23 protein-coding genes are annotated in these 24,599 nt (G+C 59.4%); 10 read left to right on the top strand and 13 right to left on the bottom strand.

Going from position 1 to position 24,599, the window contains the following annotated elements; genetic code table 11:
• Positions 1-63: 63 nt before the first annotated feature.
• From ACHZCU_RS04805 to ACHZCU_RS04815, 3 genes are all read right to left on the bottom strand, one after another.
• Entirely contained in the window at positions 64-816 is a 753-nt protein-coding gene (locus tag ACHZCU_RS04805; RefSeq protein WP_106302987.1) for a F0F1 ATP synthase subunit A, read from the bottom strand.
• Between the two features lie 62 nt (positions 817-878).
• On the bottom strand, positions 879-1,223 hold the full coding sequence (locus ACHZCU_RS04810; protein WP_106303292.1) for an AtpZ/AtpI family protein: 345 nt from the start codon (positions 1,221-1,223) through the stop codon (positions 879-881).
• Between the two features lie 179 nt (positions 1,224-1,402).
• Entirely contained in the window at positions 1,403-2,380 is a 978-nt protein-coding gene (locus ACHZCU_RS04815) for a magnesium transporter CorA family protein (protein WP_319517872.1), read from the bottom strand.
• 162 nt (positions 2,381-2,542) lie between these two features.
• Between ACHZCU_RS04815 and ACHZCU_RS04820 the strand changes: the two genes are divergently transcribed.
• Positions 2,543-3,232 carry a phosphoribosyltransferase gene (locus tag ACHZCU_RS04820; RefSeq protein WP_319517873.1) on the top strand — a complete coding sequence of 230 codons (690 nt, stop codon included), beginning with the start codon at positions 2,543-2,545 and terminating at the stop codon, positions 3,230-3,232.
• Between the two features lie 71 nt (positions 3,233-3,303).
• Here ACHZCU_RS04820 and ACHZCU_RS04825 read toward each other — a convergent pair whose 3' ends face one another.
• The 4 genes from ACHZCU_RS04825 to ACHZCU_RS04840 form a co-directional block, all read right to left on the bottom strand.
• Positions 3,304-4,500: a PRC-barrel domain-containing protein gene (locus ACHZCU_RS04825; RefSeq protein WP_319517874.1), complete on the bottom strand. Its 1,197-nt coding sequence runs from the start codon at positions 4,498-4,500 to the stop codon at positions 3,304-3,306.
• A 105-nt stretch (positions 4,501-4,605) separates the two neighbouring features.
• Positions 4,606-6,114 (bottom strand): HWE histidine kinase domain-containing protein, encoded by a 1,509-nt coding sequence (locus ACHZCU_RS04830; RefSeq protein WP_319517875.1) that lies wholly within the window; start codon positions 6,112-6,114, stop codon positions 4,606-4,608.
• A gap of 244 nt (positions 6,115-6,358) precedes the next feature.
• The gene (locus tag ACHZCU_RS04835; protein WP_106303002.1) at positions 6,359-6,934 is read right to left on the bottom strand and encodes an RNA polymerase sigma factor; all 576 of its coding nucleotides are present in this window, start codon (positions 6,932-6,934) and stop codon (positions 6,359-6,361) included.
• A complete protein-coding gene (locus tag ACHZCU_RS04840; RefSeq protein WP_181190682.1) occupies positions 6,931-7,089 on the bottom strand; it encodes a NepR family anti-sigma factor in 159 nt (52 codons plus the stop codon). The genes ACHZCU_RS04835 and ACHZCU_RS04840 overlap by 4 nt, the downstream gene beginning before the upstream one ends.
• A gap of 204 nt (positions 7,090-7,293) precedes the next feature.
• On the opposite strand from ACHZCU_RS04840, the gene ACHZCU_RS04845 reads away from it, so the two are divergent.
• Positions 7,294-8,088 carry a response regulator gene (locus tag ACHZCU_RS04845; protein ID WP_106303005.1) on the top strand — a complete coding sequence of 265 codons (795 nt, stop codon included), beginning with the start codon at positions 7,294-7,296 and terminating at the stop codon, positions 8,086-8,088.
• 125 nt (positions 8,089-8,213) lie between these two features.
• On the top strand, positions 8,214-8,378 hold the full coding sequence (locus tag ACHZCU_RS04850) for a DUF1328 domain-containing protein (RefSeq protein WP_024710220.1): 165 nt from the start codon (positions 8,214-8,216) through the stop codon (positions 8,376-8,378).
• Positions 8,379-8,519: 141 nt separating this feature from the next.
• Here ACHZCU_RS04850 and ACHZCU_RS04855 read toward each other — a convergent pair whose 3' ends face one another.
• Positions 8,520-8,720: a CsbD family protein gene (locus ACHZCU_RS04855; protein ID WP_106303008.1), complete on the bottom strand. Its 201-nt coding sequence runs from the start codon at positions 8,718-8,720 to the stop codon at positions 8,520-8,522.
• Between the two features lie 314 nt (positions 8,721-9,034).
• Here ACHZCU_RS04855 and ACHZCU_RS04860 point away from each other — a divergent pair, with 314 nt between their 5' ends.
• Positions 9,035-10,762: a CHASE domain-containing protein gene (locus ACHZCU_RS04860; protein ID WP_319517876.1), complete on the top strand. Its 1,728-nt coding sequence runs from the start codon at positions 9,035-9,037 to the stop codon at positions 10,760-10,762.
• A 21-nt stretch (positions 10,763-10,783) separates the two neighbouring features.
• Here ACHZCU_RS04860 and ACHZCU_RS04865 read toward each other — a convergent pair whose 3' ends face one another.
• Positions 10,784-11,683, bottom strand: a complete 900-nt coding sequence (locus ACHZCU_RS04865) for a LysR family transcriptional regulator (RefSeq protein ID WP_319517877.1) — start codon at positions 11,681-11,683, stop codon at positions 10,784-10,786.
• 75 nt (positions 11,684-11,758) lie between these two features.
• On the opposite strand from ACHZCU_RS04865, the gene ACHZCU_RS04870 reads away from it, so the two are divergent.
• Both ACHZCU_RS04870 and ACHZCU_RS04875 read left to right on the top strand, forming a co-directional pair.
• A complete protein-coding gene (locus ACHZCU_RS04870) occupies positions 11,759-12,460 on the top strand; it encodes an NADPH-dependent F420 reductase (protein WP_394706095.1) in 702 nt (233 codons plus the stop codon).
• A 123-nt stretch (positions 12,461-12,583) separates the two neighbouring features.
• Positions 12,584-13,549 carry a glutathione S-transferase family protein gene (locus tag ACHZCU_RS04875; RefSeq protein ID WP_319517878.1) on the top strand — a complete coding sequence of 322 codons (966 nt, stop codon included), beginning with the start codon at positions 12,584-12,586 and terminating at the stop codon, positions 13,547-13,549.
• A gap of 84 nt (positions 13,550-13,633) precedes the next feature.
• Here ACHZCU_RS04875 and uxuA read toward each other — a convergent pair whose 3' ends face one another.
• The 4 genes from uxuA to ACHZCU_RS04895 form a co-directional block, all read right to left on the bottom strand.
• Positions 13,634-14,791: a mannonate dehydratase gene (gene uxuA, locus ACHZCU_RS04880; RefSeq protein ID WP_319517879.1), complete on the bottom strand. Its 1,158-nt coding sequence runs from the start codon at positions 14,789-14,791 to the stop codon at positions 13,634-13,636.
• A gap of 117 nt (positions 14,792-14,908) precedes the next feature.
• Entirely contained in the window at positions 14,909-15,676 is a 768-nt protein-coding gene (locus tag ACHZCU_RS04885) for an FCD domain-containing protein (protein ID WP_319517880.1), read from the bottom strand.
• The gene (locus ACHZCU_RS04890; RefSeq protein WP_319517881.1) at positions 15,661-17,469 is read right to left on the bottom strand and encodes a glycoside hydrolase family 2 TIM barrel-domain containing protein; all 1,809 of its coding nucleotides are present in this window, start codon (positions 17,467-17,469) and stop codon (positions 15,661-15,663) included. Before ACHZCU_RS04890 ends, ACHZCU_RS04885 begins: the two co-directional genes overlap by 16 nt.
• 77 nt (positions 17,470-17,546) lie before the next feature.
• Positions 17,547-18,539 (bottom strand): TRAP transporter substrate-binding protein, encoded by a 993-nt coding sequence (locus tag ACHZCU_RS04895; RefSeq protein WP_319517882.1) that lies wholly within the window; start codon positions 18,537-18,539, stop codon positions 17,547-17,549.
• Between the two features lie 221 nt (positions 18,540-18,760).
• Between ACHZCU_RS04895 and ACHZCU_RS04900 the strand changes: the two genes are divergently transcribed.
• The 4 genes from ACHZCU_RS04900 to ACHZCU_RS04915 all read left to right on the top strand — a co-directional run bounded on the left by ACHZCU_RS04900 (position 18,761) and on the right by ACHZCU_RS04915 (position 24,595).
• The gene (locus tag ACHZCU_RS04900) at positions 18,761-19,318 is read left to right on the top strand and encodes a TRAP transporter small permease (RefSeq protein ID WP_181190679.1); all 558 of its coding nucleotides are present in this window, start codon (positions 18,761-18,763) and stop codon (positions 19,316-19,318) included.
• Between the two features lie 14 nt (positions 19,319-19,332).
• Positions 19,333-20,643: a TRAP transporter large permease gene (locus ACHZCU_RS04905; protein ID WP_227023564.1), complete on the top strand. Its 1,311-nt coding sequence runs from the start codon at positions 19,333-19,335 to the stop codon at positions 20,641-20,643.
• A 17-nt stretch (positions 20,644-20,660) separates the two neighbouring features.
• Complete coding sequence (locus ACHZCU_RS04910; protein WP_319517883.1) at positions 20,661-23,036, top strand: glycoside hydrolase family 31 protein; 2,376 nt, start codon at positions 20,661-20,663, stop codon at positions 23,034-23,036.
• A 98-nt stretch (positions 23,037-23,134) separates the two neighbouring features.
• Positions 23,135-24,595 carry a hypothetical protein gene (locus tag ACHZCU_RS04915; RefSeq protein ID WP_319517884.1) on the top strand — a complete coding sequence of 487 codons (1,461 nt, stop codon included), beginning with the start codon at positions 23,135-23,137 and terminating at the stop codon, positions 24,593-24,595.
• The last annotated feature ends 4 nt before the right edge of the window (positions 24,596-24,599 follow it).

Below are 24,599 nucleotides of genomic sequence, written 5' to 3' on the forward strand. Positions count from 1 at the left end.
TTGTTGCGGCTTAATAGCGATGCCGGCCCCTGCTGTCCAGCGGGAACCGACAGAGTTTATTCCCTAGTGTTCGCCTGCGTTGACGGCATCATTGAGATACATGCAGGTCAGGACTGCAAACACATAGGCCTGCAGGAAGGCGACCAGGAATTCCAGCGCCGTCAGAGCGACGGTCATGGCCAGAGGCAGGATCGCGCCGCCGGTTCCGATCGTGCCGATCGCGCTGAGCGAAACGACGAAGCCGGCGAAAACCTTGAGCGTGATGTGACCGGCCAGCATGTTGGCAAACAAACGAACCGACAGGCTGATGGGACGCGAGAGAAACGAAACAATCTCGATCAGCGTCACCAGCGGCAAGAGCGCCGCGGGAACGCCCGACGGCACGAAAACCTTGAAGAAGCCGAAGCCGTGCTTGTAGACGCCATAACCGACGACGACACACATGACCATGATTGCCAGCGCGAAGGTGACGACGATTTGGCTCGTCACCGAGAAGAAATAGGGGAACATGCCAATCAGATTGGCTGTCAGCAGGAACAGGAACAGCGTCAACACGAAGGGGAAGAACACCATGCCCTTTGTCCCCGCGCCCTCCCGCAGCATCGAAGCGACAAACTCATAGAGCAGTTCCGCGATCGACTGTGTGCGCGACGGGATCAGACCGCGTTTCGATGTTGCCAGAAACATGAAGCCGGCTGCGGCACCGACCGTAATCGCCATGAACAGCGATGCGTTGGTGAAGGAAAAGTCCAGTCCGCCGACATTGATCGGAACGATACTGTGGATCTGAAACTGATGGGTCGGATCGTTTGACACCTGAGCTCTCTCTTCTCACCTTGCGCGCGGCCAACCCTAAGGTCATGCGCGCAGAACCAAATTTACTTCCCGTCCTTCTTCAGACGGTCTTCCGGCTCAGCCACATAACCGACGGAGCGCAATACATTCAATACCCCGGCACCAAATCCGAGGAGAAGAAAGCCGATCATGCCCCAGGGGCTGGTCCCGGCGAACTTGTCGAGGAGATAGCCGAGCATGAAACCAACGAAGATGGCGGCCATGAATTCGCTCGAAAGCTTCAGCCCCTTCGACATTTCACGCCGGTCATTGGCAGACGATCCTGCCGCCTTCCGGCTCTCTCCGTCCTGGCTCTTCCGCCGCGCGCCAAGTTCACTGGCAAGCCGCTTGCGGCGCTCTTCCAAGTCCTCCTGCCCGTCCTCTGCCATACTTTCCGCTTTCTCAAAAATCCGCCATGGCCGTTACCGACCATACGTGGACATTTCAGCAATGCGATAAAGCCTTTGGGACCCCCCGGTCAAGTCGCGCGCACCATAGTTTTCCTCCTTATGCTAGTCAAGCTGCAGGAGAACGGCAATCGGACGACGAAAATTGTTCGTGACATCGTCTAGAACCAGCCGCGCGAACGCAACCAGTAGATGGCGAGCACGCCCGTCAACAGCATGGCGGCAAGGGACGCCGGGTAACCATAGGTCCAGTGCAGATCGGGCATGCGATCGAAGTTCATGCCGTAAATACCGGCAATCAGCATCGGCGGCGCGAACACCACGGAAACCACCGAAAACAGCTTCATGATGTTGTTTTGTTCGAGATTGACGAGGCCAAGCGAAGAATCAAGCAGGAAAGAGATGTTCGAGGAGACGAAACTGGCATGCTCGGCGAGCGACTGGATATCGTGGGCGACGATACGACACACATCCTTGGCGGGTTTGTCGCCGTGCACCTGTTCGAGCGCCTGCACATAGGTTGACAGACGCGCCAGCGTGATCAGGCTGTCGCGGGTCTTGCTCACCAGCCGGTGACAGGCCGAAATCTCGATCAGCCGTTCCTCGAGTTCGGCAGGCGGGCGGCGGCGTCCGCGCGCGCCCTCCCCGAAAACGGCAATTGATATGTTGTCGATCCTGGCCACCGCAAGCTCCAGAATTTCCGCGGTGCGATCAACGATCGTATCGAGGAGATTGGCCAGCACACGCACGCCCTGCCCGGGACCGAGATCGAGACGCTTCATGTCGGCGGCAAACAGGAAAAACGGTTTCGGCTCGGCATGGCGGATGGTGATCAGCCGGCCTTCGGCGAGGATGAAGCCGACATCGGTGAGCTGGGCAAGGCCGAAATCCACATTCATCACGATCGACGCCGTCATATAGACGGCGTTTCCCTCGGTGTAATAGCGGCTCGAAGGCTCGATATTCTTCAGGGTCTCGCGGGTCGGGAGCATCACCCCCAGAAGCGTTTCCATTTGGCGCATATCCGCCTCGGTCGGATCGAGCATGTCGATCCAGACGACATCGTCACCAAGGGGTTCGGATGCGTCACCTGACGGCAAGGCCGTCTTGACGCCGCCTGCCTTGTAGAGATGGATCATTCGAACCCCGTCCTTTCCCCGCACACTTGCCTCTATTGGCTACCCAAGCATAAAAGGCAGGGCAAGTGTGTTTTTCACGCTTATACACCCCGTGACATGCATAAAGCGCCCTAAACGCTGTCGCCCGCATCGCCCGTTCGCCGCAACATGGACATCGCCCTCATGCAACCTCATGACTTCTGGCAGGACTTTCTGCCGCCGCACTCAATCGACGCGCATGCGCCGCTGACAAAGGCCTACCCGGCAACGCTTGCAGACGGCCGCCAACTGTTGCTGCCGATCCGGACGCTGGACGGCGGCGAGCGGGGCCTTGCCTCGCTGATCATCAACCAGGCGTCGTTCGCAGTGGCCGAGGCACTTGCCGTCGATCTGGCCGCACGCCTGGCGCAGGCGAAACCGGATATTGTCGTCGGCCTGCCAACACTCGGGCTGACACTGGCTGCAAGCGTGGCAAGAGCGCTGGGACATGAGCGCTTCGTGCCGCTCGGAAATTCCCGAAAATTCTGGTACGAGGACGCCCTTTCAATGCCGGTCAGCTCGGTCACCACGCCCGACCAGGACAAGCGGCTGTTCATCGATCCGCGCATGCTGCCGCTTCTTTCGGGAAAGCGCGTGGCGCTCATCGACGACGTGATCTCGTCCGGTCGGTCGATCCTTGCCGGGCTGTCTCTGCTTGAAAAATGCGGTATCCGCCCTGTGGCGATCGGCGCGGCCATGCTGCAGACGCACAAACACCGCAAGATGCTTCAAGATTACGACCCCGCACTGGCCGAAACCATAGAGGCCTGTTTTTCAACACCCGAACTGCAACGCGGTGAAGGCGGCAAATGGCATGAAAGGCCTGCCGGCTGACACCCGCCCTGAAGACAGAAAAAACCCGTGGTCCGAAGACCACGGGCTTCCGCAACGAACTGCTTCCTTTATCAGTTCAGAAGAACTGCATCAGGGTTTTCATTCAACGCTTCCTCGGAAAACTCCGGCTGATTTTCCAGCGTTTCCCGATCAAAACGGGTCTCTACGATGTAGACGTCCCCGTCACTCATGATCGTGACCGCATCGGCAGAAATTGCAACCGGTTTTTCACCGAGCCCCAGAAAACCACCGACATCGACAATCAGAATATTCTGGCTCTGATCGCCATGGGTCATGACATTCGACACTTCACCAACGCTGTCACCTTCGGAACTCAGGACGGATGCGCCCTCAAGCTGATCGAAGGAAACCGAGGCCATGTCGACTTCCGACATGCCTTCCAGCATCGGGTTTTCCGCATTCATGTTTTCAGCGGCGTCGTCACCCATGCTGTCCACGCCAGCAACCATTTCATCCATGGCGTTGCCTGCCGCCTCACCGGCCTCGTTCATGGCATTACCCGCCGTGTTGGCCAGATCCTGCGTTTCGTTGGCGACATTATTGGCAGCGTCACCGGTTGCCGTCTTCAGCTGATCCGCTTCCTGCTGAACAGCGGCCGTGCCGCCCTCAATCAGGTTCGCATCATCATATTCGAAGGCCGGAGCGTTTTCGAGCTCCTCGCTCGTGGCATCGATGGTCAGCCAGTTGCCCTGCTCACCCTGCTGCCAGCTCAGACGGTCGAATGAAACGGCAACTTCTTTCTCACCAATTCCGAGAAAACCGCCAACGCCGATCACGGCAGCAGTCGCACTGCCGTCGGAGTCCATCACGATATCGTTGATATCGCCGACCTGCTCGCGCTCCTGTTCACCGGCATTCTGCCCGTAAACGGGCCAGCCGAGAAGCGAACTTGCCAGCACCTGCTGGTCGGTCGCGCCGAAGAAGCCCTTGGCGTCTTCCGCAGCAGCCTGGCGCTCGGGGAATACCGGCGTCGCGCCGGTTTCCATACCGGCATCCATGCCGGAGGTCGCCGCAGGTTCACTGTTCATCGTATCGGTATTGGCAGAATCCTGCGCGTAAGCCGCGCCAGTGGAAACAATCGCAACAATTGCCGTAGTCGAAAGAATCTTGCGAAGCATGTTAATACTCCTCTCTTCTTGGGTGTTTCGTCGCAGGCTTTGTTTATTACTATATTTTATCGTTTTTCTTCTCACCTGCATCACACCAACAAAACGTACCGGCTGGAATCTTGTTCCTGCACCGATCACTTTTTTTTCGCCGGCACGACGAAAAAAACAAACCCGCCCTGATGTGTCAGGACGGGAACGGCATGCTTCAGAGGCTGTCGAGCGGAACGTCTTTTTCAGACCGGTTCAGCAAAAGCGCAGCGGCATTCTGATGTGAACCCTCAAACCGGTATCGGCAAAATCGACATCGACATTGCTGCCGATAATCTTGTCGAGGCTGCGCTCGATCAGCACGCTGCCGAAACCACGCTGCTCCGGCGGCATAACCGGCGGCCCCCCGACCTCCACCCAGTCGAGTTCAAGATGCGGCGTGCCATTGCCGTCCGTGCTGCAGGCGACGGTGATATCGACAACGCCGACCCGCGTTGAAAGCGCGCCGAACTTGGCGGCATTGCTCGCCAGCTCATGGATCACAAGGCCGAGCGCCAGCGCTTCATCGGGATCGAGATAGACAGCGCTTCCATGAATATCGACCTGGCGGCTGCCGCTGTCGATATAGGGCGCGATCTGTGAGCGCATCAGGCGGTCGAGCGCGATGGCACCCCACTGCTCATCCGAAAGCAGCGTATGGGCTGCCGAAAGCGCCTGCAGCCGGCCGGAAAACGCCATGTTGAATTCAGCCGACGTGCGCGATCTGCGCAATGTCTGCCCGGCAATCGACTGGACGATCGCCAGCGTGTTCTTGACCCGATGATTGAGTTCGCGCAGGAGAAGTCGCGTCTTCTGCTCGGATTCCTTGGTGACGGAGATATCCACCACGACACCGAAGACCGACCCGCTCTCCTCCGGAGAAAGCACGCTCTCGTAAGCGCCGCCCAACGACAGCAGCCATTTTCCCGTGTTTGCAGCCTTGAATTCGCACTGATATTCCTCTCCGCGCTCAAGCGCCGCCCTGAACCGGCGCAACAGCGGAATGCGCGTTTCCGGCGCAATGGCGCGCAGAACGCGGCGCCAAGTCAACACCTCCCCGACCGGCAGACCGAGCATTTCACGCAACACGTTATCACACTCCACCGTGTTGCTTTTCCGGTCCCAGCTCCAGGCAGCGATATTGCCGGCCCGCAATGCCATGGAGTGGCGCTTCTGGGCACGTGACAGCGCAAGGTCCGCCGAGACCTTGCCGCGCGCGGCATCCTTCAGCTCATAAAGCGAGCCGGCCAGATTGGCGAGCCGACGCAATGCCGCGGCATCTTCAGAGGAAATATCGTGATGGTTCTTGCTATCGATCACGCAGAGCGAACCGGCATTGACGCCGTGAACCTTGATCGGTGCACCTGCAAAAAACCTGACAGGCTTGCCTTCAAACGAGGGAACGGACGGTGTGAGATGGCTCTGCTCGGCCGGATCGTTAAGGATCAGAGCCGGATCCGTTTTCAGCACCAGCGGATAAACGAAAAGGCCCGAGCGCGTCGGGACCACCTCGGGCGCCATGCCATGAACCGCCTGCACCCAATTTTCGTCATAATCGGCAATCAGGATAAGGGCTGCGGGGCATGAAAAACGCAATGCCGCCGCCTCGACAATGGCGACGAAGTCCTCATCGGTTTCGGCGGCGCGCATGATTGTCTGCGAAAGCGTGTTGAGTCGGTCCTGATCCTTGATCGCGTCGACAATGTCGGTGGGCAAATGTTCCACTGGTTCAAAAGCTCTTTATTTTCATGGCGGAAAGAGCGCACTCTCCCGCCGAATGTCGGATCACCGTGACGACCAAAGAAAACCGGTCACCCTCATGAACGCCCGATCCTGGCTTAGGTTCCCTCGCAAACTGAATTTAATCAAATCCGTTCGGGCATACGCAAATGGGGCGCTGCGAACACGATGACCGCAGCACCCCGAATTTATCAATCAATGGACAGGTCAGTGACCGTTCCGCATGTCCTCATGCCGGCCGCGACACGAATGCACTGCCGACCACCGAGGCGGAATTGGCATCCGGCCCGAAGTCGAGTTCTCCATCGATATCGAGAAGCTCCTGAAGCTTGCCGCGCGCCCGCGCAATCCGGCTCTTGATCGTGCCGATGGCGCATTCGCAGATTTCAGCGGCCTCTTCATAGGAAAAGCCGGAAGCCCCGACCAGAATGATCGCCTCGCGCTGATCATCGGGCAAACGGTTCAGCGCCTTGCGGAAATCGCGCAGGTCCATCGCGCCATACTGGGCCGGATGGGTCGACAGGCGTTCGGTAAAGACGTTGTCGGAATCCTGTATTTCGCGACCGCTCTTGCGCATCTGGCTATAGAATTCATTACGCAGGATCGTGAACAGCCACGCCTTGATATTCGTGCCCTCGGCAAAGCTGTCTTGCTTGGCCCAGGCCTTCATGATCGTATCCTGCACCAGATCATCGGCGAGATCCTGATGCCCGCTCAGCGACACCGCAAAGGCGCGCAGGCTCGGCACGGTTTTCAGCATATCGCGCTTGAAGCTCGTATCGTCATCCCTGACCAAGGCTGTCATCCTTTCGCGCTGCGCGTCGATTCGGACTCGGCCGCATCAAGGCGTTCGAGCAAATCAAGAAAACGATCCGGAATTTCTTCCTGCTCGACGGCATGATAGAGCGCCTTGAGGCGTCGGCTGATTGCCTCTTCCGGGCTTTTGGCCGTGCCAGGCATGGCCTGCCCCTTTCCCAGGCTGCTGTTGCTTTTCACCAGTTTTATCCCGTTAGTACTCAATTGCGTGTTCTGATCGAAAACGCCGGCTCTCAGAAAAAGTTCCGCCGATGCCGGAACTTTTTTTACGCCCGCGCATTGCAGTTAACTGAAAGTGCTCTTTGAGCCTTCCCAAACAGACCTACCGAGGCAGGAGACTGAATAATTATGTCGCTTTCAACCCGTATCGCTGCCCATTTGCCATACCTCAGACGCTATGCCCGCGCCGTGACCGGATCGCAAACTTCTGGCGATGCCTATGTTGCCGCCGTACTCGAAACGCTGATCGAGGACGTCTCTCTCTTCCCAGAGGACGGAGATGACAAAGTTGCACTTTATAAACTCTTTTCACGCCTTTTCGGTTCCACGACAATCGAGATCGAAAATATCGACTCGCCCTACTCCTGGGAAAAGCGCGCCGCCGCCAATCTGATGGCGCTGCCGGCCAAGCCGCGACAGGCCTTCCTGCTGATCTCGCTGGAAAATTTCTCGCATGAGGAAACGGCTGCAATTCTGGAAGTCGATCCCGATGTCGTGCCGGGCCTGATCGATGAAGCCTCGTCGGAAATCTCCCGTCAGGTTGCCACCGATATCATGATCATCGAGGATGAACCGCTGATCGCCATGGATATCGAACAGATGGTCGAGAGCCTTGGTCACCGGGTGACGGGGATCGCGCGCACCCACAAGGAAGCCGTCGCGCTTTACAACAGCTCCAAGCCCCGCATGGTTCTGGCCGATATTCAGCTGGCAGACGGCAGTTCGGGCATCGATGCGGTGAACGACATTCTGGAACATGATTCCATTCCGGTGATCTTCATCACCGCCTTTCCCGAACGTCTTTTGACCGGCGAACGTCCCGAGCCGACATTCCTCGTCACCAAGCCGTTCAATCCGGACATGGTCAAGGCGCTGATCAGTCAGGCCCTGTTCTTCCAGGAAACGCACGAAGAAGCGGCCTGAAGACCGGTTTCCAACCGGAAAACCACACGTTCCCATGAAAGGCGGCTCCGGCCGCCTTTTTTGTTTTGTCTCGGAACCCGGCCCACGGTGAGGCGTTCTACTTTCACGAAACAAAGGAGCGTATCATGCTTTACTATGCTGCTGTTTTTCTGGTCATAGCCCTTGTTGCCGCCGCCCTCGGCTTCGGCGGTATTGCCGGTGCATCCGCGGGTATTGCCCAGATCCTTTTCTTCCTGTTCCTGCTGTTCTTCGCCGTTGCCGTCATCGTCAACTTTGCGCGCAGCAGGTAACAACACGGATATCGGAAAACAAAAAAACGGCCTCATCTTCGGGGCCGTTTTTTTTGTTGCTTCAACAGCAGCATCAGTCTGCAATCCATAAAAAAGCAGCGGCTTTTCACCGCTGCTCTTTCACACATCGCGCTTTGGCGATCAGTTCATGCGGGACATCCAGCTGTCGACATCGCGCTCGGCTTCATCACGTTCCTTGCCGTAGCGCTCCTGGATCTTGCCGATGAGTTTTTCGCGTTTACCGGCAACGACATCCAGGTCGTCATTGGTCAGCTTGCCCCACTGGGCCTGTGCTTCTCCCGTAAACTGTTTCCAGTTGCCTTCAATACGATCCCAGTTCATAAGCTCGCTCCTTTCAGCTTGCTTTGTCATTGAGTGGATAGAACGCACGGGACAACGCTGTGGTTCCGTAAGACCGGTCAGTTCAACCGCTTGTATTGATGAGGCGAAAGGTTGATTGACAATATATCGAAAAAAAGGAATGTACACGGTAGCGCTTTGTCTTCCGGTAAGCGCTGACACATCCACGGTGCCAGACAACTGCGCGCAAAACGTTTAGCCTGCTTGATCATCACCGAAAACCAAACACCTCATTTCCACCCATGGAATGAAACAGAATAGGCTTTCAAGCCTGCAGATTGGGCGTCCGCGAAAATATGCGAAAGGTTCTCGATAACGTTAGGGCAAACTGGTTTCCCCTGCTGACCCGCTTTTTGCCGGCTCTGGTCTTTCTGGTCGTAACGATCATTGGCCTCGGCATGTCGTTTTCGATCTACCGTGCCTCCGAAGTGGAACGCCGCGCCAAATTCGAAATCGTCGCCGGAGACGCAGTCGACCGGATCGTCAGCCGTTTCCATCAGCACATGTCGCTGCTGGAAGCCACCAAGGCCTTTTTCGAGGCAACTGACGGCATGGTGGATCGCGATGCCTTCCGCACCTATGTCGACGGGCTGGATACCGAGGGCCGTTATGACGGGATCCAGGGCATCGGCTTTGCCCGCATGATCTATACCGGCAACGAAGCCAATGCCGAGAACATGATCGCCCGGTTTTATGGCGAAAACATCGAGATCTGGCCGGAAACCGATCAGGATTTCCGCGCAGCCATCGTGCTTCTCGAGCCGGAAGACGAACGCAACCGGGCGGCCATCGGCTACGACATGTACAGCGACCCGGCCCGCCGCGAGGCCATGGCCGTTGCCTTTGCCAATGATACGCCGCGCGCCAGTGGACCCGTTCAACTCGTTCAGGAAATCACCTCGCAAAAGCAGACCGGGTTTCTGCTTTATCTGCCATTCAAGATCGACGGCGGGCCCAATGATGCCGAAGGCAACCTGCCGCTTTCCGGTTTCATCTACGCTCCGTTCCGCGCCGGGGACCTTTACGCCGCCGTCATGGACGATGAGCCGGCATCGCCCGTCGCGATCGAAGCCTATGACCAGGATGCCCCCGATACGCTGCTGTTCAAGTCGTCAAGTTTTGACAGAGAGCTGGCAGACAACACCCTGGCGATCACCAGCGAAGTCGATATCGCCGGACGCACCTGGGTTATGAAGATGACGCCGAGCGCCGCCTTCAAAAAGGCCGCCTTCGATATCACGCCCTTTGTCGTCGGCTCCGTCGCCCTGCTTCTCGCCGTGGCGCTGTCTCTTGCCGCACAGTGGCAGATCAAGGCGCTTGCAGCCGCAAGGGAAGTCCAGCGCGTCACCCAGAAATCGCTTCAGGAACGCGAACTGATGCTTCAGGAGATGAAGCACAGGATCAAGAACTCGATTGCCCGCATGCTCGCGATCGCCCGGCAGACCGCTCACCACGCCGACACCCTCGACCAGTTCATGGAATCATACGCTGCCCGCCTTCAGGCGATGTCGACGGCACAGGACGTACTGACCCGCTCACGCTGGCAGCGGGCCGACCTTCGGGAACTGCTTTCGAAGGAACTCGATCAGGTCTTCGGTGATGCCGACACCCATTACCAGGTTTCGGGTCCCGCCGTCGAACTTGAAGAAAAAGCCACCCAGGCCTTCAGCCTGACCTTCCACGAACTGGCGACCAATGCGCTGAAATATGGCGGCATGGCGGACAATGGCGGAAGCCTTGATGTTTCATGGTTTTACGACGGCACAGGTTCGCAGCGTAAACTCAGGCTTTTCTGGCGGGAGCATGGCCCCGCCCCGGTTTCCAAACCCGAACGCAAGGGTTTTGGAACACGGCTGATCGATGCCAACATCATCGGGGAGCTGCAGGGAACCATCGAGCGGCACTATCGCGAAAACGGTCTCACCGTCGAAATCAAGGTCCCGAACCCCGCCGACCCCCAGACCCGGCGCACACGCTGGCGGCGCAGACGGCGCGCAAAGGACGGAACCGTGTATAACGGGTAAGCCCCGCCTTCGTCTGCTGGCTCAGACCTTGGTAAAACGCAGCGGCTCCGTTTTCAGGAAGTCAAGGAAGGCGCGCAGCCGGCGCGGCATGCGCCTGCCTTCAAGATAGACCGCGTGAATATCGAGCGGCGCAGGTTGGTGAGGCTTGAGCACCTGCACCAGTTGGCCTGACGCAATGTCGTCTCCCACAACATAATCGGGACAAAGAGCGATGCCCTGCCCCTCAAGGCAGATATCACGGGCGACCCGCGCGGAATTGACAAGATAATGCCCGTGAACCGGAATGCGGACAGGTTCATCATTGTCCACCAGCGGCCAGCCGCCGCCTGGGGTCCTCAGATTGGTATCGCGGATGCATTCGTGCTGTTGAAGGTCTTCAGGGCGTTGCGGGTTGCCGCAGCGCTCCAGATAGGCCGGCGTTGCCACCATCACCATCGCCGTTTCTCCGAGCTTGCGGGCGATCAGCGCGGAATTTGCCAGATTGCCGATGCGGATGGCCGTATCAATGCCTTCGGCAGCCAGATCCACGTAACTGTCCGACAGGCGCAGGTCGACGATCAGGTCGGGGTGATGCTCCTGAAACCGGCGTAGCATCTGCTGAACGAGAAGTTCGCCGAAGGTCAGCGGCGCGGAAACCCTGAGCGTTCCCGAAAGGCCGGAGCCGCTCTCCTTCAGGTCGCTGCGGATTTCATCCAGTTCATCCAGCCAGTGCGGCAGGCGGCCGTAGAGGTTTTCACCGGCCACCGTCATGCCCAGGCGGCGGGTGGTGCGCTGAAGCAGGCGAACGCCGAGCCGATCTTCCAGTTCACCCAGATATTTCGAGGCCAGCTTTCCCGAAATGCCAAGCCGCTCGCCCGCTGCGGCAAAGGAGCCGCTTTCCACTGCGGCAACGAAAACCCGAAAACCGTCGATCAGATCCATATTTTATTCCGAACAATACGAGGAATATCATTCTTCATATTCGCCCTTTTAAAGATTGTAAGCAAGGCGCATCTTCTGGTCATCGAACAACGCAGGGCGCAAACGCCCACGGACAACGCGCTTCAGGAAAGCGCCAAGGAGATGAAAATGAACATTGCAATTCTCGGTACCGGCAATATCGGCTCTGGCCTCGCCCGCACTTTTGCAAAGACACAGCACGGCGTTGTCGTCGCCGACCGTAATGGCGGTGAAGCAGCGGCAGCCAAACTTGCCGAAGACGGTCTCTCCGTTCAGGCCGCCGGCATTTCCGCCGCCGTCGCACAGGCGGACATCGTGATCCTGGCCCTGCCTTACGGCGCTATTGCCGGTCTGGCCGATCAGGCAGATTTTGCAGGCAAGATCGTGGTCGACCTGACCAACCCGATCAAGGGCGACTTTTCCGGCCTGGTCGTCTCCGGTGAGAATTCGGCAGCAGAGGAAATTGCCAGGGCGCTTCCCGGCGCCCGCGTGGTCAAGGCGTTCAACACCGTCTTTGCCGACCTTTATGCTGAGGGCCTGAGCTTCAATGGCACGCCGGTGCAGACCTTCGTTGCCTCCGATGACGATGAAGCCAAGCAGACCGTCATCTCGGTTTCCGGTGAAGCCGGCTTTGATGCCCGCAATGCCGGCGGTCTTGCCAATGCCCGCTATCTGGAACCGCTCGGTTTCATGAACATCCAGTTCGGCTACATGCTCGGTCAGGGCACGCAGATTGCACCCTTCTGGCTGACCCGCTGATACGCGTCGGCTCTGCGCGGCTGCGGCACCTTTGCTCTGATGCCGCCGTGCTATCTTAGGTAAAACAGCCGCCGTCATGGTTTCAAACGGGACCCATGACGGCGCGCATCAAGGAGAGAACCCATGCTTGTAGACGGAAAATGGAGCGCCGACTGGCAGCCCGTGCAGAAGAAGGATGAAAAGGGCCGCTTCGTGCGCCAGACATCATCCTTCCGCAACTGGATCACGCCGGATGGCGCGCCCGGCCCGACCGGCGAGGGCGGGTTTGAGGCCGAGGCCGGGCGCTACCGGCTCTATGTCGCCTATATCTGCCCCTGGGCTTCGCGCACGCTGATTGCCCGCAAGCTCAAAGGGCTTTCCGACCTGATCCCGATCACCGTGGTCAACCCTGTCATGTCGGATCAGGGCTGGCAGTTCGGCGGTTATCCGGGGGCTGACGAGGACCCGCTTTTCGGTTCGCGCTATATCCATGAGCTCTACACCCGCGCCGACCCGCATTTTACCGGCCGCGCAACGGTTCCCGCCCTCTGGGACATGAAGCGCAATGTGATGGTGAATAATGAAAGCGCGGATATCGTGCGCATGTTCAACACCGCGTTCGAACATCTGGTGCCGTCCGACTATGATTTTTACCCGGAAGCCCTGCGGGAAGAGATCGATGCGTTGAACCCGCGCATCTACGACCTTCTCAACAACGGCGTCTACAAGGCGGGCTTCGCCTCCACGCAGGAAGCCTATGACGAAGCCGTCGCCGGTGTCTTCTCGATGCTGGGAGAACTGGAAGAACGTCTGGACGGCGCGTTTCTGTTCGGCGATCAGCTGACCGAAACCGATATCCGCCTGTTCGTAACGCTGATCCGTTTCGATGCGGCCTATCACGGCATCTTCAAGACCAACCGCCGGCAGATTGCCGACTATCCCAGGCTCTCAGCCTATATGGAAAAGGTGCTCCGCCTGCCCGGCGTCCGCGAAACGGTGAATATGGACCACATCACCCGTGGCTATTATTCGATCAAGGCGCTCAACCCGACACGCATACGCCCGGTCGGCCCGGCACATGTCGAAGCCTTGCTGAAGGCGGTTGGGTAAACAGGCTGACACCTTCACTTTCCCTGCAATCCGGACCTGCAAGGCAGACTACGCCTTGCAGGTCCGCACCGGACAGGAGGTCTCTTATACTTCGGCAAGCGCTCGAGCGATGCCGCGGACTTCCGACAGGCCGCGCAGGCGGCCAATCAGCGGATAGCCCGGATTGGTCTTGCGCGACTGGTCGTCGAGGATGGCGTGACCGTGGTCGGGACGGAAGGGAAGCTGGACGCCTCTGGCCTTTTCGACCTCAAGTGCCGCCCGGACGACCGCCACCATATCGACATCACCTTCCAGATGCGGGGCTTCGTGGAAGCTCATGCCATCTTCTTCACGCTTGGTCGCACGCAGGTGCAGGAAGTGCACCCGGTCTCCATGCTTTTTCAGCATTGCAGGCAGATCGTTTTCGGGCCGGATACCGTAGGAACCGGTGCAGAAGGTGAAGCCATTGGCAAGGCTCGGCACGCGGGCAGCAATCCGGTCCATATCCTCAACCGTCGAGACCACGCGCGGCAGACCGAACAGCGGACGCGGCGGGTCATCGGGATGGATCGCCATGACGCCGCCGGCTTCTTCCACCATCGGCACCACGATTTCCAGAAAACGCGAAAGCTGTTCTGCAAGGGCTGCGGCATCGATCGCGTCATAACGGGCGAGCTGCCCCCGGAAATCTTCAAGCGTATAGCTTTCCTCGGCGCCGGGCAGACCGGCCAGCACGGTGCTGATGAGCTTGGCAATTGCATCTTCGCTCAATGTCTTGAAGCGGGCTTCGGCCTTTTCGACGACGTCTGCCGGATAATCAGCTTCCGCTCCTTTGCGCTGCAGGATGAAAAGGTCGAACACGACATAGAGCAGATAATCGAAGCGGAGCGCCAGCGCGCCGTCTTCCAGCGGATAGGTGAGGTCCGTGCGCGTCCAGTCGAGTACCGGCATGAAATTGTAGCAGATCGTCTTGACGCCTTCGCGCGCCAGGTTCTGTGCGGAACGGCCCCAGGTTTCGGCCAGTTCTTCCCAGCCGGGCTCGGCGGTCTTGATCTTTTCATGGACAGGAATGCTCTCGACCACCGACCATGTCAGGCCGGCCTTCGCGATCAGGTCACGCCGGGCGGCAATCGCCTCGCGTTCCCACAGCACGCCGTTCGGCAATTCGTGAAGCGCGGTCACGATATCGGTCGCGCCGGTCTGGCGCACCTCTGCAAGTGAAATCGGATCATTGGGTCCGAACCAGCGCCAGCTTTCCTTCATGGTATTCTCCTGTCATTATTCTCTGAAACAGTCGGGAGCAGCGCGCGCTCGAAGCGCCGGAAGGGGTCCGCTCCTGACTGAAAACCGGGTTTGGCGATCTTGCCGTTTGCCCGTTGCCTATCCCACGATCCGCCCCAGTTCATGCGAGCCGAAGACATAGCCGTCAAAGGCCGGATCATCGACATCCGAAAGCTCCATCAGGGTCTCGCGCACATTCTGAAGATGCGTCCACATGGCCTGCCGGGCGCGGGCCGGGTCCTTCATCTGCAGGGCCTGCAATATCTCCTGATGATCCTGCAGCCAGCGGCGGCGGTAATCCGTATCGAAAACGCGGGTGTGAAGCTGTGCCCACATCCGGCTTTTCTTGCGCTTGCCCCACAACTCATCCAGCAGATCGACCAGCACGGCATTCTGCGTGGCGACCGCAATCAGCCGGTGAAACAACTCGTCGGCCTCATAGCCGTCGTCGGTTCCCTTTTCGATGGCCTCGCGCTCCATGTCGAGCGCCTCGCGCATCCTGCGGATATCCGCCATGGAGACCATTTCGGCGGCAAAGGCGGCAATCGTCGATTCCAGAAGCTGGCGGGCCTGCAGCAGTTCGAACGGGCCGAAATCATCGGGCAGGTCCTCGATGCGCGGCTCATCCGGCTCCACGGCCTCCTGCGGGACGGCAAGATAAATGCCCGATCCCTTGCGCACATCGACCAGACCTTCAAGCTCAAGCGTAATGACGGCCTCACGCACCAGCGAGCGGCTGACCCCAAGCTCCTCGGCCATCTGGCGCTCGGTCTTGAGGCGATCGCCGGGCTTGTAGTCCGAGCGCGCAATCAGGCCACGGATTTCGTCAGCGACCTCCTGATAGCGGCGCTTTACGATCTCTCCCATTCTTCAACCTCCCCTGCGGCAACCATATGATAGAATGATCGCAGTATAGCGAAGGATTTCTTTCTGGTTACCTTATCTGCGGCGATAAGCCCCTTACGGTTAAAACCACGCTGGAATATCCCCTGCCGGCGTTCCGTCCTGAAATCATAGAGGATCCAGGGCGACATGCCCTTGACGAAATCGAGGTCCTTCAGCGTAGCGATCTGCTTTTCGTAGACGCTTGCCTGGTAATCCTCCGAGAACAGGCCATCCTTCGGCCCCTGCTCGGTGATGTCGGCATCCGCGCCGGTTTCCGAAATGACCACGGGGCGGTCCGGCTGGGAGTTGGCGAGGATCTTCGGCAGTTCGGAAAAGTCCTCGTCATACCAGCCGTAATATTCGTTGATCCCGATGATATCGAGATAGGCGGCAAGCCGGTCCTCGATCTTCAGCTTGGTGTGGTTCACAAGGCAGGCGGCTGCGATCAGTCGCGTCGGGTCTTCCGCGCGCGCGGTTTCGGCAAGGCCCTTCATGAAGGCAAGCCGGGCGTCGGTATCGGCATTTTCATTGCCGACTGACCAGATCGCCACACATGCCCGGTTACGGTCGCGGCGGATCAGTTCGAGCAACTGGTTCTGCGCATCCCGTTCGGTGGCCGGATTGGCGAAATCGATGGCCCAGTAGACCGGGATTTCCGCCCAGACGAGCAGACCGACCTCATCGGCCAGTTCGACGGCGCGTTCGTGATGGGGATAATGCGCAAGCCGCACAAAATTGCAGCCCATCTCCTTGGCATCGGCGTAACGTTGACGCAGATCGTCCTCGGTGATGACCTTGCCGCGCTTGTCGTCGTCCTCATGCACCGAAATGCCGCGCAGCCACAGCGGACGTCCGTTCAGGTAAAGCTCCCGGCCCTTGCGCTCGATCGTGCGGAAGCCGACGCGATCCGACACGCGGTCATCACCGGCGCTGACATGGACATCGTAAAGCTTCGGCCGATCGGGCCGCCACAGCAGCGGACCGGCGGCGATATCGATGCTGCCCTTGCCGTCGACAAGCTGCACCGTCTCGCGAATGCCGAGTTCGGGGATCGAAATTTCCGCCGTTTCGGCGCCCTCGGCCACGACGCGCGCCGTCAGACAGGCAAAATGGCTGTCGGGCTTGAGATGGATGAAGAAATCGCGGATCAGGCTTTCCGGCGTCTCGACCAACGAGACCTCGCGATAAACACCGCCATAATTGAACCAGTCGGTGTTGCGCATCGGTACGCGATCAAGGGTGCGCGCATTGTTGACGCACAGCATCAGCCAGTTGCGGCCATCCTTCAGGCGGTCGGTCAGTTCGGCAAAGAACGGCGTCGAGCCGCCATAATGGTTGCCGACGAATTCGCCGTTCAGGAAAACCTTGCAGTCATATTGCGCCGCGCCGACGCGCAGGAAGGTGCGCTTGCCGGGTTTGGGCGAGAAATCGACGGGGCGCGTATACCAGGCGCTGCCTTCGAAGAAATACCACTTCTCCTTCAGCATCTGCCAGCAGGAGGGCACGGGCACGGTCTCGCCCATATAGGGGTCGTAATCCCAGGGTTCTTCCCGGTCGCGCGGTTCGGCCGGCTCCATGGCGAACCACTTCTGGCGCAGGCCGGTATCGAGCAGATCGACACAGAAATTCCAGTCGCCGTCCAGTGAAACCTGTTCGCGTCCGCCCATGAAAATCATGGTCGTGTGGTTGAGGTTCTGCGTATTGAAAGGACGATCATAGTCCTCGTCATGCAGCGCCTGCAGCGCATTTTCCGCCAATACCGATCGCTCAAGCATGATGAACCTCCGCCGAACCTGTCACATTGTCTCAGTTGGCCGGCCGCCCAAAGCGGCCGACCAATTTGTCTCGCGACTTAGTTGTCGCTGTAGTCTGCACCGGCGGCCTGGATGCGGTCGACCAGGTCGGCAACAGCCGGGGAACTGCCCTTGACTTCCTCATACATCGGCTGAACCGCTTCAATGAAGGGGGCCTTGTCGACGGTATTGACCGTGACGCCCATTTCCTCGATTTCGCCCATGGTCTTGGAAACGATCTCATCCCACTGTCCGCGGTGGAACTTCATGGCTTCCTGAGCGGCCTGCTGGAAAGCGGCCTTGTCCTCATCGGACATGGAGTCCCAGGCGCAGTTCGAAATCACCACGACGGAGGGGATCATGGTGTGTTCGTCGAGGGAGAAGTAGTCGGCCACTTCACCGTGACGCACGGTGGTAAGCGCGGTCGGGTTGTTTTCCGCGGCATCGACGACACCCTGCTGCAGGGCGCTGTAGAGTTCGCCATAGGCGAGCGGCGTCGGGCTGCCGCCAAGCAGCTCAACCATGCGGATCGCCGACGGGCTCGGCTGAACGCGAACCTTCATGCCCTGAAGGTCTGCCGGCGTGTTGATCGGCTTGTTACCGTAGAAGGAGCGAGCGCCTTCGAGCAGGAATGCGACACCCTGAAAACCCTTGTCATGGGAGGCATCAAGGATTTCCTGGCCGATATCACCGGTCAGAACGTCAAACTGATGGTCTTCGCTGAGAAACAGGTAAGGCAGGTTCAACGCCGAATAGGTCGGCTCGAAAGCCTCCAGTTCGCTGGCGTTGCTCTTGGCCATATCGAGCACGCAGCTCTGGACCAGTTCCATCGATTCGCGCTGGTTGCCAAGCTGGCCATTGGGGAAAACCTGGATATCCCAGGCGCCATCCGTCAGTTCCGACAGGCGCTCGCCCATGAATTCCATGGAGATGTGCAGCGGATGGTCCGGCGGGTTGTTGTGGTTGAGGCGAAGCGTGCGCGCTTCGGCCGTTGCAGCAAAGGCGACGGCAGCAACGCCCGTCATCAAAGCGATTTTGGAAAAGATCTTCATATCTTCCTCCCGGCACCCGATCGTTTGAGGAGAGGTTAATTGGGCCGCCACTGAGTGCCTTTTCGCAGCGGATGCCGTCATGGTTGACCAAATAAATATTGATGTCAACCAAAATAGATAAATTGGTTGACCAATTTTTTGTTTTGGTCCATGGTCCGGTCATCGGCCCGAAGGCATCGCCCGAAAGGCTGCATAAAAGAACTCGCTCAAGGGAGGGTCGGATGTCCGAAACAGGAAAACCCGACACGATCAGCCGTCTGACCGACGGCCTTGCCAACGTGATCGACGCCATTTTGCGCGTCATCATCGTCGCCGGCTTCTCCGGCATGGTCATTTGTGTGGTGTGGCAGGTGATGAGCCGCTACATCCTGCGCGCACCTTCGATCTACACTGACGAAATCGCACGCTTTCTGTTCATCTGGATGGCGCTGATCGGCGGCGCCTATACCTTTGGCAAGGGCCGCCACCTCGCCATCGAAATCCTGGCGCCGGCGCTGAAGGGCTGGCGCAAGCAGCTTGCGCAGCTGGCCGTTGTTGCGGTCATCGCCTTTTTCGCAATCGCCGTGATGATCAATGGCGGCAGCGCGCTGGTGGCCCGCACGCTTGCAAACGGCCAGGTTTCGCCGGCCCTGCAAATGCCCATGGGCTATGTCTACTTCGCCATTCCGGCCTCCGGCGCCTTCATTCTCATCTACTGCATTCAGATGGCCGTCCGCCTTTTCCATGGCATGACGCCCGTTGAAGCCCCGCCCGCCGAAGCCGGCGGACCTCTGGACTAAGGGAGATTTTTTTCATGCTTATGTCTTACGCTCCACTGGTTCTGTTCGGCAGCTTCATCCTGCTGATGGTTCTCGGCGTTCCGATCGCCTTTTCAATCGGCGTTTCGGCCGTCCTCACCTTCGCGCTCTTCGTCGGCATCGACCAGTCGTTCTTCATCGTCGCCCAGCAGATGTCTTCGGGCCTCGACTCATTCACCCTTCTGGCGATCCCCTTCTTCATCCTGGCGGGCAACATCATGAACCGCGGCGGCATCGCCCGGCGATTGATCGATTTTGCCAAGGTCCTGGGGTTCGCGCTTCCCGGCTCGCTGGCCCATGTAAACGTGCTCGCCAACATGATGTTCGGCGCGCTTTCAGGCTCTGCCGTCGCCTCGGCCGCTGCTGTCGGCGGTGTCATGGCGCCGCTTGAAAAGAAGGAAGGCTATGACCCGGCCTATTCGGCCGCCGTCAACATCTCCTCCTGCACCACCGGCCTTCTGATCCCGCCGAGCTCGACCTTCATCGTCTATTCGCTGATTTCGGGCGGCACCTCGGTCGCGGCACTGTTCGTTGCCGGCTATGTGCCCGGCATCCTGATGGGCCTCGGCATCATGATCGTCGCCGGCGTCATCGCCAAGAAGCGCGGTTACCCGACCCAGCCGCGCCCGAGCGTCATCGAATTCGTCAAGAAGGGGCTCGACGCCATCCTGCCCCTGGGCCTGATCGTCGTCGTCATGGGCGGTATTATCCTCGGTGTCTTCACGGCAACGGAAGCCTCGGCGATTGCTGTCGTCTACACCATGCTGCTCGCCTTTGTCTGGTATCGTGAAACCTCACTCAAGCAGCTCCCCTCGATCATCCTTGAATCGGCGATCACCACTGCCGTCGTTCTCCTGATGATCGGCTGCTCGATTGCGATGTCGCGCGCCATGGCCTTCGGCAACATCCCGAACATGATCTCCGACTTCATGCTCGGCCTGTCGGATAACCCGATCATGATCCTGCTGATCCTGAACCTCGTTCTCCTGGTTGTCGGCACCTTCATGGACATGACCCCGGCGCTGTTGATCTTCACCCCGATCCTGATGCCTGTGGTTCAGCAGCTTGGCATGGACCCGGTTCAGTTCGGCGTGATGATGACGCTCAACCTGTGCGTCGGCATCTGCACCCCGCCTGTCGGCTCGGCCCTCTTCATCGGCTGCTCGGTTGGCGGAACCACAATCCCGAAGGTGATCAAGCCTCTGATCCCCTTCTTCCTGACCCTGATTGCGGTCCTGCTGCTCGTCACCTATGTCCCTGCAATCAGCCTTGCCCTGCCCCGCATGCTTCTGGGTTATGGCGGCTAACATAACGGGAAAAGACTATGCGTACCCTCAAATCCTGGGCGCTTGACGCGCGTGACGCCAATGGCGTCACGCTCACCGTCGACGGCTCCCATTCGCTTCGGATCACCGTTCTCGAAGAGGCCCTGTTCCGGGTCTCACTGAAGAAGGCCGGCACATGGCGGCTGGACCGCACATGGTCGATCGCCCCGACCGAAGACGTTCCCTTCGAAGGCCGGCCTCGCGACGATGTTTCCGGTTTCTCCCTGCCGGACTTCACCTGCACCGAAGGCGAAACGCTGGTGATCGAGACGGCAAGCCTCCGGCTCACCATCGAAAACCCGCTGACCATGCGCTGGGAAGCAAAGCAGGCCGATGGCAGCTGGAAACTCGTGGCCGAAGAACGGCCCACCGGCGCCTACATGCTCGGTATTCGCGACCACCGCAACAGCCATTTCCTGCTGAGAAAACCGGGTGAGAAGGTCTACGGCCTCGGCGAAAAGGCGGGCGATCTCGAACGCTCCGGCCGCCGCTACGAGATGCGCAATCTCGACGCCATGGGCTATAATGCCAAGACCACCGATCCACTCTACAAGCACCTGCCCGTCACCTTCACGGTGACGCCGGAGGCTGGCGCTTTCTCGGTATTTTACGACAATCTGGCCTCGTGCTGGTTCGACCTCGGCAACGAGTTCGACAATTATCACAAGCCCTTCCGCGCCTATCGCGCGCTCGACGGCGATCTCGATTATTACTTCGCCTGGGCACCGCAGATGCTGGATCTGGTGAAGGGCCACACGCGCCTGACCGGCGGAACCGCCTTCATGCCGCGCTGGGCGCTCGGCTACTCCGGCTCCACGATGGCCTATACCGACCGGCCGAATGCGCAGGAAGAACTCGAAGGCTTTCTGTCGAAACTGTCGGAACACCATATTCCCTGCGACAGTTTCCAGATGTCGTCCGGCTATACCTCGATCGGCGCGAAGCGTTACGTCTTCAACTGGAATGACGAAAAATTCCCGGACGTCGAAGGCATGTCGAAAAAGTTCGCCGATGCCGGGCTGACGCTGATCGCCAACATCAAACCGGCGCTGCTGCAGGACCATCCTCGTTTCAACGAAGCGCTCGATGCCGGCCTGTTCGTCACCGACAGCGAGACCAATTCCTATGCGGACGCGGTCTACTGGGATGACAGCGGCGCCCATCTCGATTTCACCAACCCGGCCTCCGTCGCCTGGTGGCAGAAGGGCGTGACGGAGCAGTTGCTGAAAAAAGGCATCGCCTGCACCTGGAACGACAACAATGAATACGAAATCTGGGACGATGAAGCCCGCTGCAACGGTTTCGGCAACGAAATCCCCGTCGCGCTGATCCGCCCCTTGCATTCGCTGCTGATGAGCCGCGCCTCGAAGGAAGCGCAGGAGGCTTTCGATCCCGATCACCGGCAATATCTGATCTCGCGCGCCGGGTGCCCCGGCATCCAGCGCTATGTCCAGACCTGGTCGGGCGACAACTACACCCGCTGGGAAACCGTGCGCTACAACATCCGCATGGGCCTCTCCATGTCGCTGTCGGGCATTTACAATGTCGGCCACGATGTCGGCGGCTTTTCCGGCCCGAAACCGGAGCCGGAACTGTTCGTACGCTGGGTCCAGAACGGCATTTTCCACCCGCGCTTCACCATCCACTCATGGAATGATGACGGCACGGCGAATGAAGCCTGGATGTATCCGGAGGTTCTGCCGCTGATCCGCGACGCGCTGAAGCTGCGCTACCGGCTGACGCCCTACCTCTACACGCTGACATGGCTTGCCACCACGGCCGACGAGCCGATGCTGCGCCCGACCTTCCTCGATCATCCGCATGACGCCCGCACGTTTGAGGAAACCGACGACTTCATGCTGGGCCGCGATCTTCTGGTCGCCAATGTGGTCGATAGCGGCGCGACCGCGCGAACGGTCTACCTGCCGGAGAATGAAACCGGCTGGTGGAATTTCTGGTCCGGCGAATATCACGCCCCCGGCACGGAAGTGACGCTGCCGGTGGACCTTGCCAGCATGCCCCTGTTTGTCCGCGCCGGTGCGGTGATCCCGCTTTCCGACGGCGCAAACCGCGCCAATGCCGGGGCCGACAAGGCCCGCACGCTCGCGGTCTTCCCGGTCCCCGGCGATTTCGAGGCGACGCGCGTGGAATATGAGGATGATGGCGACACCGTGCACTGGCGCGATCCATCCGCCCATGCCGTGACGCGCTATGCGCTTTCCGGCGACGAGACCGGCCTGACGCTGAACTGGCAGCGCGAAGGCCGCTACACACCGGCCTACGAAAATGTCCGGATCCTCCTGCCTGAAGGTGAAAGCCGAAAAATTGCCGTCAATGGCATGGCCGACGCCAACGGCAAGACTGTCGGCCGCTGACCGACTTTTTGGGAGAGCTTCGGCTCTCCCCTTTTTCTTCACAAGCCCCATCGGCGAACGTGCCAGCCCGCACGCGCCGTTTTACGGAAGGAACCGCCATGTCCTCCAACCCTCTCCTCGATAACGCTGCCGCCGATGTTCTGCGCCCGGATTACGACCGCTCCAAGGTCGAAGCGCGCATGTGCCATATCGGTTTCGGCGCGTTTCACCGCGCCCATCAGGCCGTGTATACCGACGACGTTCTGCGCGCCGGCGGCAATTGGGGTTATCGCGAAATCGAACTCAGGGGCCCGTCCGCACCGCTGAGAGCGCTTGCCGAACGCGACTATCTCTACAGTGTCGTCGAAAATGCCGCCGACGGGCAGAAAGCCCGGATTTCCGGTGCTGTCGTCGATCACCGCCATATGGAAGACCGCGGGCCGCAAGGCATCGTCAACGCCATTGCCGACGAAAACATCGCGCTGGTTTCCATCACGGTGACGGAAAAGGGCTATACGCTCGGCGCCGATGGCGGCCTCGATTTCGACAATCCGGACGTGAAAGCCGACCTTGCAAACCCGGATCAGCCGCGATCGGTTGTCGGCATCCTGGTGGCTGCCCTGGAGGCCCGCAGAAAGGCGGGGCTGCCGCCCTTTACGGTTCTCTCCTGTGACAACCTGCCCTCAAACGGCCATCTGGCGCGCCGCGCCGTCATCGATTTTGCCCGCGCCCGCGACAAGGCGCTGGCCGACTGGATCGAGGAGAATGGCCGTTTCCCCTCGACCATGGTCGACCGCATCGTTCCGGCCATGACCGAGGAAAGCTATCGTCTGCTTGCCGAACGGATCGGCACGGAAGACCCTGCCGGCATCGTCTGCGAACCCTTCCGCCAATGGGTGATCGAGGATGATTTCGTCGCCGGTCGGCCGGACTGGGACCGCGCCGGCGCCACCTTCACCAATGACGTCGTGCCTTACGAGAACATGAAGCTCAGAATGCTGAACGGCTCGCACTCATTCCTCGCCTATCTCGGCTATCTCGGCGGCTATGAAACCATTGCCGAGACCATGGAAGACGAGGCCTATCGCAAGGCCGCCCGCGATCTGATGGGCAAGGAACAGATCCCGACCCTCGAAGCCCCCGAAGGTATCGACCTCGATGACTACGCCGATGCGCTGATTGCCCGCTTCCAGAATCCCGCGATCCGTCACCGCACATGGCAGATCGCCATGGACGGCAGCCAGAAACTGCCGCAACGCGCCCTCCAGTCGATCGCCCATCACCTGAAGAACGGCACCCCCTGCCCGCGGCTGACACTGCTGGTCGCAGGCTGGATCCGCTATGTTTCGGGCACCGACGAAAACGGAGACGCCATCGACGTCCGCGACCCGCTGGCGGACAAGCTGAAGACGCTTGCCAATGGCGGCACCGCTGCCGAACGCGTGGAACGCGTCGTTGCCGGTTCCGGCATCTTCCCCGCCGCGCTCGCACAAGACGCCGCCTTCAAGGCCAGCCTTTCGGAAAACCTTCAGGGCCTTGTTGAAAAAGGCGCACGCAGAATGGTGGCCGAACTGTCCTGAGACC

Source organism: uncultured Martelella sp. (assembly GCF_963677965.2).
In the GTDB taxonomy this organism is placed as follows: domain Bacteria; phylum Pseudomonadota; class Alphaproteobacteria; order Rhizobiales; family Rhizobiaceae; genus Martelella; species Martelella mangrovi.